The sequence below is a fragment of the Roseovarius halotolerans genome, assembly GCF_900172255.1.
GTDB lineage: Bacteria > Pseudomonadota > Alphaproteobacteria > Rhodobacterales > Rhodobacteraceae > Roseovarius > Roseovarius halotolerans.
The window spans coordinates 455,053-468,383 of the sequence record NZ_FWFU01000001.1; the positions used below are offsets into that span (position 1 = coordinate 455,053).

Annotated in this window: 13 protein-coding genes; 2 read left to right on the plus strand and 11 right to left on the minus strand. The window is 66.9% G+C overall.

Annotation, left to right across the window (positions count from 1 at the left end; all coding sequences use genetic code 11):
• Position 1: 1 nt before the first annotated feature.
• Positions 2-931 (plus strand): AEC family transporter, encoded by a 930-nt coding sequence (locus ROH8110_RS02175; protein ID WP_085816138.1) that lies wholly within the window; start codon positions 2-4, stop codon positions 929-931.
• Between the two features lie 24 nt (positions 932-955).
• Here the strand turns inward: ROH8110_RS02175 and ROH8110_RS02180 are convergent, their stop codons facing one another.
• The 6 genes from ROH8110_RS02180 to ROH8110_RS02205 all read right to left on the minus strand — a co-directional run bounded on the left by ROH8110_RS02180 (position 956) and on the right by ROH8110_RS02205 (position 6,348).
• Positions 956-1,234, minus strand: coding sequence for an ArsR/SmtB family transcription factor (locus ROH8110_RS02180; protein WP_085816945.1), 279 nt, complete (start codon positions 1,232-1,234; stop codon positions 956-958).
• 113 nt (positions 1,235-1,347) lie between these two features.
• Entirely contained in the window at positions 1,348-2,580 is a 1,233-nt protein-coding gene (locus ROH8110_RS02185) for a mandelate racemase/muconate lactonizing enzyme family protein (protein ID WP_085816139.1), read from the minus strand.
• Positions 2,581-2,689: 109 nt separating this feature from the next.
• A complete protein-coding gene (locus tag ROH8110_RS02190; protein ID WP_085816140.1) occupies positions 2,690-3,775 on the minus strand; it encodes a zinc-binding dehydrogenase in 1,086 nt (361 codons plus the stop codon).
• A gap of 127 nt (positions 3,776-3,902) precedes the next feature.
• Entirely contained in the window at positions 3,903-4,613 is a 711-nt protein-coding gene (locus tag ROH8110_RS02195; protein WP_085816141.1) for an alpha/beta fold hydrolase, read from the minus strand.
• Positions 4,606-5,397 (minus strand): 3-oxoadipate enol-lactonase, encoded by a 792-nt coding sequence (pcaD, locus tag ROH8110_RS02200; protein WP_085816142.1) that lies wholly within the window; start codon positions 5,395-5,397, stop codon positions 4,606-4,608. The genes ROH8110_RS02195 and pcaD overlap by 8 nt, the downstream gene beginning before the upstream one ends.
• Positions 5,398-5,451: 54 nt before the next feature.
• Positions 5,452-6,348: a DMT family transporter gene (locus ROH8110_RS02205; RefSeq protein WP_085816143.1), complete on the minus strand. Its 897-nt coding sequence runs from the start codon at positions 6,346-6,348 to the stop codon at positions 5,452-5,454.
• Positions 6,349-6,470: 122 nt separating this feature from the next.
• Between ROH8110_RS02205 and ROH8110_RS02210 the strand changes: the two genes are divergently transcribed.
• The gene (locus ROH8110_RS02210; RefSeq protein WP_085816144.1) at positions 6,471-7,343 is read left to right on the plus strand and encodes a helix-turn-helix transcriptional regulator; all 873 of its coding nucleotides are present in this window, start codon (positions 6,471-6,473) and stop codon (positions 7,341-7,343) included.
• A 53-nt stretch (positions 7,344-7,396) separates the two neighbouring features.
• On the opposite strand, the gene adh is transcribed toward ROH8110_RS02210, so the two are convergent.
• The 5 genes from adh to ROH8110_RS02235 all read right to left on the minus strand — a co-directional run bounded on the left by adh (position 7,397) and on the right by ROH8110_RS02235 (position 13,331).
• Positions 7,397-8,917: an aldehyde dehydrogenase gene (gene adh / locus ROH8110_RS02215; protein ID WP_085816145.1), complete on the minus strand. Its 1,521-nt coding sequence runs from the start codon at positions 8,915-8,917 to the stop codon at positions 7,397-7,399.
• Positions 8,918-9,020: 103 nt separating this feature from the next.
• A complete protein-coding gene (locus ROH8110_RS02220; protein WP_245962768.1) occupies positions 9,021-9,977 on the minus strand; it encodes a helix-turn-helix domain-containing protein in 957 nt (318 codons plus the stop codon).
• A 158-nt stretch (positions 9,978-10,135) separates the two neighbouring features.
• Positions 10,136-11,305: a 4-hydroxybenzoate 3-monooxygenase gene (gene pobA, locus ROH8110_RS02225; RefSeq protein ID WP_085816947.1), complete on the minus strand. Its 1,170-nt coding sequence runs from the start codon at positions 11,303-11,305 to the stop codon at positions 10,136-10,138.
• Positions 11,306-11,517: 212 nt separating this feature from the next.
• A complete protein-coding gene (locus ROH8110_RS02230; protein WP_085816146.1) occupies positions 11,518-12,498 on the minus strand; it encodes a threonine ammonia-lyase in 981 nt (326 codons plus the stop codon).
• Positions 12,495-13,331 carry an alpha/beta fold hydrolase gene (locus ROH8110_RS02235; RefSeq protein ID WP_085816147.1) on the minus strand — a complete coding sequence of 279 codons (837 nt, stop codon included), beginning with the start codon at positions 13,329-13,331 and terminating at the stop codon, positions 12,495-12,497. Before ROH8110_RS02235 ends, ROH8110_RS02230 begins: the two co-directional genes overlap by 4 nt.

The window sequence follows — 13,331 nt, forward strand, 5'->3', positions numbered from 1 at the left end:
GATGCAGGCCCTGATAGAGATCATCCTGCCGGTCTTCCTCGTGATCGGGTTCGGCTATGTAGCAGTCTGGCGCGGCTGGTTTTCGGAGTCCGGGCTGGACGGGCTGATGACCTTCACCCAGAATTTTGCGATCCCCTGCCTCCTGTTCACCGCCATCGCCCGGCTCGACCTTGGCCAGCATTTCGAATGGCGCCTGCTGAGCAGCTATTACGCAGGCGCGATGGCGGGGTTCCTTCTGGGGATGCTGGGGGCGCGGTTCCTGTTCGGACGTGACTGGGAAGATGCGGTCGCGATCGGGTTCTGCTGCCTCTTTTCCAATTCACTTCTGCTGGGCCTGCCGATCACCGAGCGCGCCTATGGCGCGGCGGCGCTCGATGGCAATTACGCGATCATCGCGATGCATTCGCCGTTCTGTTACGCGGTCGGGATTTCGGCGATGGAGATCGTTCGGGCGCGCGGGCGCGCGGGCATGGCGCTGCTGCGTCAGGTGTTCAAGGCGATGTTCTCGAACGCGCTCATCCTTGGGGTGGCTGCCGGTTTCGCCGTTAATCTCAGCGGGCTCGCGATGCCCACCGTCGTCGACGAGGGGTTGGACCTGATGGTGCGCGCGGCGCTGCCCGCGGCGCTGTTCGGCCTTGGCGGCATGCTGGTGCGCTATCGCCCCGAAGGCGATCTTCGCATCGTGCTTTATGCCTGTTTCGTGGCTCTGGTGGCGCATCCGCTGATCACCAGCGGGCTGGGGCGCGCATTGTCGCTGCCGGTCGAGGCGACGCGCTCGGCGGTGCTGACGGCGGCGATGGCGCCGGGGGTCAACGCCTATATCTTCGCAAACATGTATGGTCGTGCGCGCCGGGTGGCGGCAACGACGGTGCTGGTCGCGACCGCGCTGTCGATCTTCAGCGTCTGGCTGTGGCTGGGTTTCCTGCCCTGAGCAGCGCGCCTTGGCGCGGCGCGCTCAGCAACAGAACTGACGATAGAGCAGCTCGATCAATTCGCGCGTCTTGTCGTCGGCGAGCCGGTAATAGACCGTCTTGCCGTCACGCCGGGTCTTGACGCGGCCCTCCTCGCGCAGCCGGGCAAGAATCTGGCTGACCGCCGCCTGGCGCATCTCCAGAAGCTGCTCGAGCTCGCCCACCGATTTCTCGCCCGAACCCAGATGGCACAGCGTCATCAGACGCCCCTCATGCGCCACCGTCTTCAGAAAGGCCGCCGCTGTCTTGGCGTTTTCCTTCATATCGACCGGGGTGACCGGTGCGCTGTCCAATATGTCCTTGGTATCCAATGTTCCGGCGTCCCGTCCTGATCCTTATCCGCGTTTTCTAGCATGCCTGCCGGAAAAGCGCGATCCTACTGCTCGAGCGGCGGCGCGCCGCCCTGAAAGGCGTTGCCCTCGACATAGTCGCAGGGCGCGTCCTGCATTTCGAGATGCAGCCCGTCGCCCCTGTAAGGGTGGGCACGCGCCAGCGCTTCGTCAAGCTCGATACCAAGACCGGGCGTCTCGGGCGGGGTCACAAAGCCGTTTTCGACCCGCAAACTGCCTTTTATCAGGGCATTGTGGAACGGGGTCTCGATGGTTTCGATCATCAACAGGTTCGGGATCGAGGCGGCAAGATGGATATTGGCCGCCCATTCCACCGGCCCGGCATAAAGATGCGGCGCCAGCTGCGCGTTATAGGCCTCGGCCATGATCGCGATTTTCTTCGCTTCCCAGATACCGCCCGCGCGCCCCAGCGCCGGTTGCAGGATGCTGGCCGCACCCTGGCGCAGCACGGGTGCGAATTCCGCCTTGGTGCAAAGGCGCTCACCGGTTGCGACCGGAATGCCCGTGGCGCGCGCCACTTCGGCCATCTGGGCGATATTGTCGGGCGGGATCGGCTCTTCGTACCAGAGCGGGTCATAGGGCGCGATCGCCCGCCCGAGCCGGATCGCCCCGGCGGTGGTGAATTGCCCATGCGTGCCAAAGAGGATATCGGCGCGATCCCCCACCGCCTCGCGGATTGCGCGGCAGAAGGCGACGGACATCGAGATGTCCGACATCGCCGGCATATGCCCGCCGCGCATCGTGTAGGGACCGGCGGGATCGACCTTGATGGCCGTATAGCCGCGCGCCACGCAATCGGCAGCGGATTCGGCGGCCATCTCGGCCGATGTCCAGAAATCCAGCATCACGTGACGATCCAGCGGATAAAGGTAGGTATAGGCGCGGATGCGCTCGTTCATCCTGCCCCCGAGCAGCGCCCAGACGGGGCGCTCGCGCGCCTTGCCCAGAATGTCCCAGCAGGCGATCTCGAGCCCCGAGAACGCGCCCATCACGGTCAGGTCGGGCCGTTGCGTGAAACCCGAGGAATAGGCGCGGCGGAACATGAGCTCGATATTCTCGGGGTTCTCGCCCTGCATGTGGCGGCTGAAGACATCGGTGATGACCGCGCGCATGGCGTCCGGGCCGACCGAGGCGGCGTAGCATTCGCCCCAGCCGGTGATCCCGTTATCGGTGGTGAGCTTGACCAGGATCCAGTAGCGCCCGCCCCAGCCCGGTGCGGGCGGCGCGGTGACGATGATGTCGAGATCTTTGAGTTTCATGGACGGGCCTTTCCGGTTTTGGAGGCTCGGATCGCTTTGCGATCCGACCGGGTGGGGGGCGCTGCCCCCCACACCCCCCGAGGTATTTGGGGCCAGATGAAGGGGCGGGTCATTTAAGCATGATGACGTTGCGGCGCGCGCTGCCCGAGCGGGTATCGGCGATGGCCTCGTTGATCTGGTCGAGCCGCCAGCGGTTCGAGATCAGTTCGTCGAGCTTGAGGCGGCCCTGGCGGTAGAGGTCGATCATCCAGGGGATGTCGCGTGCGATCACCACGTCGCCCATCTTGGAGCCGATCATGGACTGTCCGGCGGCGGCGAGATTGCCCGCCTCGAAGCTGGAAAAGGCGCCGCTCGCGGGCATGCCGACCATGATCACCTTGCCACCCGGCGCCAGGTAGTTCGGGGCCTGATCATAGACCGGGGCGGCGCCCACCGTGACCAGCACCGCATCCGCGCCCCGGCCCATCGCCTTGATGGCGGCATTCCAGGGTTGGTCCTGCGCGGCGAGCACCGTGTCGGTGGCGCCGAAAGCGATGGCGTCCTCGAGCTTGTCCGCGTTCATGTCGACGGCGACGATACGGCGCGCGCCGGCGATGCGCGCGCCCTGGATCGCGTTGAGCCCGACACCGCCCGCGCCGATCACCACCACGTCCTGTCCGGCGCGCAGCGCGGCCGCGTTCACCACCGCGCCGACCCCGGTGATCACGCCGCAGGCCAGCAGGCTGGCGGCATCCATCGCCATGTCGCCGGGGATCTTCACCGCCTGGCTGTGATGCACCACGATCTTTTCGGCGAAGGCGCCGCAGGCCATCGCCTGATGAAGCGTGCCGCCGTCAATCGTGCTGAGCGGGCCGTGATCGCCGTCACGGGGCGCCTCGCAGCCGGTGGGCCGACCGGCGCCGCAGCTGGGGCAGGCGCCGCAGGCGCGGATCAGAGTCACCACCACCGGATCGCCCGTGGCCAGCCCCGTGACCCCGGCGCCGGTGGCGCTGATGCGCCCGGCCGCCTCGTGGCCATAGACCGCGGGCAGGCTGCCGCCCCAGGCTCCGTCGGCATAGGAGATGTCGGAGTGGCAGATCGCCACCGCATCGAGCGTCACTTCGATCTCGCCCATGTCGGGTGCGCGCAGGCGCACGTCCTCGATCACGAGGGGTTGCCCGAATTGATGGCACACCGCCGCCTTGATGGTTTGCATGGTCTCTCCCCTCGGTTCGGGTCCGTTTCTCGCGGGCCGCGTCATTGGCGCTCAGGGTTACGCCTCTGACGCGGTGGTGCAAGCCGGTTTTGGGGCGGATCGCGCGAAAGTGGCGACGCGCCGGGAGTCAGCCGCGCGCGATCCGGTCGAGCCGCCTCGCCAGCCCTTCGGGATCGGCGAAGAAGGGGGAATGGCCTGTGGGCATCTCGTAAAGGTCACCCCTGGGCCAGCCTTCGGTCATGCTGGCCTGGTATTCGGGCGGAATCGCGCGATCCTCGCTGCAGCGGATGTAGGATTTCGCGACGCCCGCGTAATTCGTCCCCAGCCGGATCGGCGTCGCCTGCGGGCGGATCGCCTGCACGCAGAGCCGCTCGCGGGCATACTCCACGGTCCCGTCCGGACAGTCATGATAGAGCGCATCGAGAAGATGCGAGTCGCGAAATGTGAAGCCCAGCCCGTCGTCGGTTTTCTCGATCGCCTCGAGCAGCGGCTGGCGCGGCGCTTCGCGGCGCATCTCGACCAGCGAGACACCGTTGCGCGGCGCGTAGGCGCAGAGGTAGACCAGCCGCGCGATCCACTCAGGCGCCTTTTCGGCGGCTGCCGAGATCGCGAATCCCGCCATCGAGTGCCCCACCAGCATCACCGGCGTATCGATCGCCGCCAGGATCGCATCCCCGTAGGCCTCAAGCGTGATGTCCTCGACCGGGCAGGGCGCATCGCCATGTCCCGGCAGGTCGATGGCCCGCGCCCGGTGACCCAGCCGTTCAAGCGCCGGGATGAGGTCGCGCCAGCACCAGGCGCCGTGGCAGGATCCGTGCACCAGCAGGAAGTCAGACATGGCCGATATCCTTCAGGAAGCCGCCCAGCAGCGTGGCGTAGTCTTCAGGGCGGTCGACGCAGGGCAGGTGGCCCGCCCCCCGGATCAGCTCGAACCGCGACCCGTGGATCAGCGCCACGGTTTCGCGCACGAGGTCCGGCGGCGTCGCGCGATCTTCGGAACCCGCGATGCCCAGCGTCGGCAGGCGCAACCCGCTTGTCGGGGTGTAGAAATCCGTGCCGGCAATGGCAGCGGAACAGCCCATGTAACCCTCGGCCGGGGTATGCGAAAGCATGTTGCGCCAGCCGTGAAAATCCGGGGCATTGTCGCGAAAGCTCTTCGGGAACCAGCGTTCCATCACCGAATCGGCCAGCGCCCCGGTGCCGTCCGCGCGCACGGTATCGATGCGCTCCTGCCACATCTCCGGCTGGCCGATCTTGGCGGCCGTGTTGCTCAGCACCAGCGCGCGCACCTGGTCGAAGCGTTTGACAGCCAGCCCCTGCGCGATCATGCCTCCGATCGAAAGGCCGACGAAAACGCAGTCGCGCACCTCCAGCAGGTCCAGCAACCGCTCGGCATCGCGCACCAGCGCGCCCATCCTGTAAGGTGCCGGCGGGCAGTCGCTCAGGCCGTGGCCGCGCTTGTCATAGCGGATGATGCGCAGACCCTCGGGCAAGAGCGGCATGATCCTGTCCCAGAGCCGCAGATCGGTGCCCAACGAGTTGGCAAAGACCACAGGTGCGCCGTGGCGGTCGCCATCCTCGCGGTAATGCAGGGAAATATCCCCGAGATCGGCCATCTGCATAGAGTTTCCTTCGCGCTGTCCCGCACACTACATGCTGGCAAGCGGTTGCCGGGGTCAAGTAGGCGTCCGGGCTGCGCTGCCGCGGCGCCGCCGTCCTCGCCAGAACATCACCACGTTGCCAAGCGCGGCCAGCGCCACGCCCGCAATCGCGGTTGCGCTCCAGGTATAGCCCTCGAACAGCGTCGAGATGGCCAGCGCCACCACCGGGAACAGCACCGTGGCATAGCCCGCCTGCGCCGATCCGATCCGGGCCACGAGCATCAGGTAGGTCGTGAACCCGATGATCGAGCCGATGGCGGCAAGGTAGATCAGCGCCACCCAGTAACCCGTGCCCGAGGGGGCGACCATCGGCTGCCCGGTGCCCGCGATCAATCCCAGCAGGGCCAGCGCGCCGATCCCCATGCCCCAGCCGTTGGCGGTGACGGGCGTGACGCCCAGCCGCGCATTCTGGCGCGACGCCATGTTGCCCCATGAGAACACCAGCGTCCCGAAAACGGCCCAGCCGATTCCGCGCAGCGTTTCGCTGTCCGGCGTCACCACGATATCCTGCCAGAACAGCAGCACGAGGCCGCAGAGGCCGATCGCTCCGGCCAGAACCGTGCGCCCGGTGACCGGCTCGCCAAAGATCAGCCGCGCGTTCAGCGCGTTGAAGATCGAGGCCAGCGAAAAGATCACCGAAACCAGCCCTGACGGGATCAGGGCCGCCGCGTTGTATAGTCCGACGAAATTGAAGCAGAACAGGCATAACGCCTGAATGACGACAAAGCGCCACTGTGCCGGACGCTTAAGGTGGCCGATGGCCGCCAGTCCCGCCAGCATCACCAGCGCCGCCAGCACAAAGCGGTAGAAGACCGACACCATTACCGGCACATCGCCGATCTGTGCGGCGATGGCGATCCATGTGGTGCCCCAGATCAGGACAGTGGCGGCAAACAGGATGGCTGTGGTCATTGGCGTGGAGCTCCGTGTTGCGCTTGCTCTAGCGCATCCGATCCGTCGGGTTTTGCACGATCTTGCGCTAAAATCGGGCGCGCCCCTTCCCGCCGTGCCGGACGCTGCGCTAGGGTTCCGCCATGCGTCACACCGTGCAGGATTTCCTTGGCCGTTCGCGCGCCGCACATGCCACCCACCGGCTTGACCTGGGGGGCGGGCGCAGCGTGACGATCTGGGAGAACCACGATGACCGGGTCTCTTACGACGATACCAGCGGCCACACGTTCAGCCTCTATCTGCAGGGCGGCACGGGCACGCGCCGGGTGGACGGGGGCGGCGCAAGTGGCTGGCCCGGTGCGGTCTGCGTCATGCCCGAGGGGCACCGTTCGGAATGGCACATCACCCGGCCCTTCCGGTTCGTGCATCTGCACATGCCCGATGCGACGCTGCGCGCTTCATTCGCACGCATGCATGACTGCGACGCGCGCCTACTGGACCTGCATGAGGTCAGCTATGCGGATCGCCCTGCGCTCGCGGGGCCGCTGCGGCAGCTCGCGCTGGCGGCGCAGGATGGCGATATCCTGCTGGCTGACAGTGCCGCCAGCGACCTCGTTGCGCATCTTGAACGGGGGCGCGTCACGCTGCGGCGTGGTCTCGCGCCCCATGTGCTGCGCCGGGTGGACGAGTGGATCGCGGCAGAGATGGAAAACACCATTCGCCTCGCCGATCTCGCGGCGCTGGCCTCGATGTCCGAATATCACTTTCACCGCATGTTCCGCCTGTCGCGGGGGATCGCGCCGCATGGCTGGATCACCGCGCGCCGGATCGACCGCGCCCGCGACATGCTGCGCGGCCCGGTCCCGGTTGCCAGGATCGCCGCAGCCTGCGGATTTTCCAGCCAAAGCCACCTGACCCGCGTGTTCCGCAGGCAGACGGGCCGCACCCCCGCGCAATACCGCGACTTGCTGGGCGAGGGCAGGGGGCCACGTCATGTCCCGTTCCCGTCCGAATGAAAAAGGGCGGCCCGCAAGGGGCCGCCCGTCACTCGTAACCAACCTCGACGCCTCTAGAAGAAGCCGAGCTTGTTGGGGTTGTAGCTGACCAGCATGTTCTTGGTCTGCTGGTAGTGGTCCAGCATCATCTTGTGGGTCTCGCGCCCGATGCCGGATTGCTTGTAACCGCCAAAGGCCGCATGTGCCGGATAGGCGTGGTAGTTGTTGACCCAGACGCGTCCGGCTTCTATCGCGCGCCCGAAGCGGTAGCAGCGATTGGCATCGCGCGACCACACCCCGGCGCCAAGCCCGTACATCGTGTCATTGGCGATCGCCAGCGCCTCTTCCTCGTCCTTGAAGGTGGTGACGGATACGACCGGGCCGAAGATCTCCTCCTGGAAAACCCGCATCTTGTTGTGGCCCTTGAGGATCGTGGGCTGGATGTAGAACCCGTTCGACAGTTCGCCGTTGAACCGCGCGGCATCGCCGCCCACCAGCACTTCGGCGCCTTCCTCGACCCCGATGGTCAGGTAGGACATGATCTTGTCCTGCTGCTCCTGGCTCGCCTGCGCGCCCACCATGGTCTCGATCTCGCGCGGATCGCCCTGCTTGATGGCCTTCACCCGTTCGATGCAGCGGGCGATGAACTCTTCATAGATGTCCTCCTTGATCAGCGCGCGGCTGGGGCAGGTGCAGACCTCGCCCTGGTTGAAGGCAAAGAGGACAAAACCCTCGACTGCCTTGTCGAGGAACGCGTCATCCTCGGCCATCACGTCCGAGAAGAAGATATTGGGGCTCTTGCCGCCCAGTTCCAGCGTCACCGGGATCAGGTTCTCGGTCGCGGCCTGCATGATCTTGCGTCCGGTTTCGGTCGAGCCGGTAAAGGCGATCTTGGCGATGCGCGGGCTGCGCGCCAGCGGCGCGCCGACCTCGGCGCCATAACCGTTGACGATGTTGAGAACGCCCGCGGGCAGCAGGTCGGCCACCAGCTCGGCCAGCACCATGATCGCCGCCGGGGTCTGCTCGGCGGGTTTCAGCACGATGCAATTGCCCGCCGCCAGCGCCGGGGCCAGCTTCCAGGCCGCCATCAGGATCGAGAAATTCCACGGGATGATCTGCCCAACGACGCCCAGCGGCTCGTGAAAATGATAGGCCACGGTATCGGCGTCGATTTCCGACATGGTGCCTTCCTGGCCGCGCAGGACGCCCGCGAAATAGCGGAAATGATCGACCGACAGCGGGATATCGGCGGCGGTCGTCTCGCGGATCGGCTTGCCGTTGTCCCATGTCTCGGCCTGTGCCAGCAGATCGAGGTTCTCCTCCATCCGGTCAGCGATCTTCAACAGCACGTTGGCGCGCTCGGCCGGGGCGGTCTTGCCCCATGCGGCGCTGGCGGCATGGGCGGCATCCAGTGCCAGCTCCACGTCCCTGGCGCCCGAGCGGGCGACCTCACAGACCTTGGCGCCGGTGATCGGCGTGATGTTGTCGAAATACTGCCCCTCCACGGGGGGCACGAACGTGCCGCCGATGAAGTTGTCGTAACGGGTCTTGAAGGGCGAGGCATGCTTGCCTGCCAGCTGTGTCATCTCGTTCATGTGATCTCCTCCATTCACGCGGCGTTGCGCCGGTGCGAATGGATCATGCGCGCTTCTTGCGGGCGCGATAGCCCCGCCTTGCAGGGCAGCGCGGGCGACTGTCTCAATTCCGGGACAGTCTGCCCCCGTCAGGTGCGATCCCGAGCCGCGCCATGCGCCGGTAAAGCGTTGCGCGCCCGATCCCGAGCGCGCGCGCCGCCTTCGAGACATTGCCCCCCGCCCGGGCCAGCGCGCGGGTGACGGCAGCGCGTTCGGCGCGCTCGAACCCGCCCGCGCCCGCATCGCCATTGAGCAGGTCATTTGCGGGCAGCGGGTTGAACCCGCCCGATATCGCCAGCCCGAAACTGCGCCTTGCGGCGCGTGTCGCGCCGACCACGATGTCGTCGTCATCCACCGCCAGCAGCGCGGCCGGGCCGTTGCCGCCAGTGCCGCCATCCGCCACCACGATGCGCCGCCCCTCAAAGGCGGCACGAAACGCCGCCGCCTCTATCTGATGCGCAGTCTGCGCGACGATGGCGGCGATCAGGCAGTTGAAACTCTCGGTCTGGTCGGCCCTCGCCGAGGAGACGTCCAGCGCCGCGATCAACGCCCCGTCCGGCCCGTATATGGGCGCATCCATGCAGCTCATGCCGATATTGCGCGCCAGGAAATGCTGGTCGCGGTGAATGGTCACCTGCCGGTTCTCCGCAAGGCAGGTGCCGATCCCGTTGGTACCTTCCGCCGCTTCGCTCCAGTCGGCCCCAGCCCAAAGCCCCCAACGCTTGAACACCTCCGCATCGCCATCCGAACAGCGCTGCTCAAGCACGACGCCCTCGGCATCGGTCAACAGCACCCCGCAGCCCGAATGGCCGATCAGCCCGAACAGGCTGTCGAGACGCGGCGCCGCGACGCCAAGGAAGGCACCAAGCGCCTCGCGGCGATGCCTGAGCTCGCGCGCCTCGACGCTCTGCCCGCCCTCCGGGCGCGCGGGGTCCAGCCCGTGGGCGCGCGCCGAGCGCTGCCAAGACGCCGCCAGACGCGAATGCGCTGCCGCCGAACCCGAGGACAGGGTGTCAAGCACCCGGTCGATATGCTGCGTGGCGTAAGAGATGGTCTCCTCCCGTCGGCAAACGCCCTGCGCCCGGCCTCTCCTCGGCCCGTGCGGACCGCCCCGGGCGGATTGCCCGCAGACTAAGCCAAGCGCACGTATCCGGCAAGCCGCCAGCGCAGCCGCATCCCTCAATAGGGCAGGCCAACATAGTTCTGCGCCAGCGCGCGCTGCGCCGTCTCGTTCTCGTGCAAGTAAGCCAGCTCCGCCTGTTGCATGCGCAGATCGAACGCGCTCTGCTCGGGAAAGCGGTGCAGCAGGTTGGTCATCCACCAGCCGAACCGCGCGTTCTTCCAGATCCGCGCCAGCGCCCGCCCGGAATACTCCTCGAGCCCGCGTTCGTCGCTCTCACGGTAATGGCGCATCAGCGCCTGACTGAGGTAATGCACGTCGCTTGCGGCGGTATTGAGCCCCTTGGCGCCGGTGGGCGGCACGATATGGGCGGCATCGCCGCACAGAAACATCTTGCCCCAGCGCATCGGCTCGCAGACATAAGAGCGCAGCGGCGCGATGGATTTCCAGATCGACGGCCCGGTGACGAGGCGCGCGCACATTTCCTGCGGCAAGCGTCGCTCCAGTTCCTCCCAGAACATGTCGTCGCTCCAGTCGTCCGGGCTGTCGGCCAGCGGACATTGAATGTAATAGCGGCTCAGCCCTTCGTTGCGCATCGAACACAGAGCGAAACCGCGCTCGGAATTGCAATAGACCAGCTCGTCATCCACCGGCGGTGTTTCCGAGAGAACCCCCAGCCAGCCGAACGGATAGGTTTTCTCGTAGCCCCGCATCGCCTCCTGCGGGATGGCCTCGCGGCAGGGGCCGTGGAACCCGTCGCAGCCGATGATGAAATCGCAATCCAGCCGGTTCATCTTGCCGCCATGCAGGAAGGTGATGAAAGGCTGCGCGCCGTCGATGTCATGCGGGCGCACGCCGGCGCATTCATGCAAGGTCTCAAGCCCCGCCGCATCGCGCGCCTCGTAAAGGTCGCGCGTCACCTCGGACTGACCGTAGATCATCACCTGCTGCCCGGTCAGCGCCGCGAAATCCACCCGGAAAACCTCGTCGCCATAAGCGATGCGCGCGCCGTGATGGGCGATACCCTCCGCCTCCATGCGCTCGGCCACGCCCGCCTCGCGCATCATCTCGACAAAGCCGGTCTCCAGCACCCCTGCGCGGACCCGTTCCAGCACATGCGCCCGGCTGTGCCGCTCCAATACGACCGTATCGATTCCCTGCCGATGCAGCAGCTGCGCCAGCAAAAGCCCCGCCGGACCGCCCCCCACGATAGCCACCTGAGTGCGCATGACGTTTCCCTCCTCGTCGCGTCCATGTTCCTTGACAGGGAACCCGACCGGCGGAATTCTGTCCATGATCTGGCGCAAAGGGGCGCTGCCCCTCTTGGCCTGCGGCCAATTCACCCCGGGATGATTTCAAACAGAAGAAGGGCAGGGCGCGCATCCCGGCTTCTTCTGTTCGGAAATATCCCGGGGGGTCCGGGGGGCTGGCCCCCCGTTGCTCAGCCCTTGGCGGTCTGCAGGGCGCGGATGAACATGGCGGCGTCCACATTGCCCCCGGAGATGGTGCAGATCACCGCATCGCCCTCGATCTCTCCGGGATGGAACAGAGCCGCCGCCAGCGCCACCGCGCCGCCCGGTTCGGCCACCAGCTTGAGACGCTGGAACGCCAGCGCCATTGCCGCCAGCACCTCGTGCTCGCTCACCACCAGCCCCGGCCCGCACAGTCGCGACATGATCTCGAAGGTGATCTCGCCGGGCTGCGGCGTCACGATCGCATCGCAGATACCTCCCGCGCCGGTCGCATTCGCGAGAATCCGCCCCTCCGCAAGCGAGCGCGCTGTGTCGTCGAACCCCTCGGGCTCGCAGGGCCGCGCCCGCAGGCCCGGCGCATCGGCCTCGAGCGCCAGCGCGATCCCCGATGTCAGCCCCCCGCCGCCGCAGCAGACCAGCACATCGCCGCGCTCCACGCCTGCGTCGCGCGCCTGCTCCGCGATCTCGAGCCCGCAGGTGCCTTGCCCGGCGATCACCTCGGGTTCGTCATAGGGTTTGATCAGCGTGAGACCGCGCTCCTCGGTCAGGGCCGCGCCGATCTCCTCGCGGCTTTCACCGCCCGCGCGGTCATAAAGCACCACCTCGGCGCCCAGGGCGCGGGTATTGTCGATCTTCAGGCGAGGCGCGTCGGCGGGCATGATGATGACTGCCGGCACACCGAATTCGCGCGCCGCCAGCGCCACGCCCTGCGCGTGGTTGCCGCTCGAAAAGGCGATCACGCCCTTGGCGCGAATCTTCGGCTCCAGCGCCGACACCGCCGCGCGCCCGCCGCGATACTTGAAGCTGCCGGTATGTTGCAGGCATTCGGGCTTGACCAGCACCCGCCGCCCGGCGATCTCGTCAAGGAAAGGCGAGGACAGCAGCGGCGTGCGCCGCGCATGGCCCTCTAGCCGCCCGGCGGCGGCGCGGATCATGTCGATATCGCTCATGTCTCGGAGGTCTCCAGCAATTCATGCAGCGCGGCCAGCGCCTCTGCTTCGTCAAGAAAGGGCACATGCCCGCGATCGGGCACCGTCGCGGCGATCAGCCCCGGATGGCGCTCCTGCATGCGCGTCAGCGTCTGCGCGCTCAGAAGGTCCGAGTTCGCGCCCCTCACCACCGCCAGCGGCGTGTCGCGCAGCGCGTCGAACAGCGCCCAGAGGTCCACGGACTCGCCCGCGCCGGCCTGGCCGACCAGCGCATCGCGCAGTTTGGGATCATAGCGCAGCGCCAGCCCGCCTTCGGCGCGCGGGGCGAACATGGCCTCGGCCTGCGCGCGCCAGCGCGCACGCGAAACGCCCGCAAAATCCGCGCCATGTGCCGCCTCCAGCGCCGCAGCGGCGGCATCGAGATCGGCGAAAGGCGGCGGTTTGCCGACATAATCCATGATCCGCTCAAGCCCGCCGGGCGCGACCTCGGGGCCGATATCGTTGAGCAACACCGCGTCCAGTCGCCCCCCGTGACCCGCCGCCAGCGCCATCGCGATCAGCCCGCCGCGCGAGGTGCCGATCAGCGTGACCCGTTCGAGGCCGAGATGGTCCAGCAATTCGATCACATCCTGCGCCTCGCGCATGATGTTGTAATTCGTGAACTCCGGGTCATGATCCGAGCGCCCGCGCCCGCGATAATCAAGCCGCAGCATCCGCATGCCGGCCAGATGCGGCGCCAGCGGATCGAAATCGCGCGCATTGCGCGTCAGCCCCGCAAGGCACAGCACCGCCCGCCCTGCGCCCTCATCCTCGTAATAGAGGCTCAGCCCGTCCGAGCTGGTGAAACGCGCCAT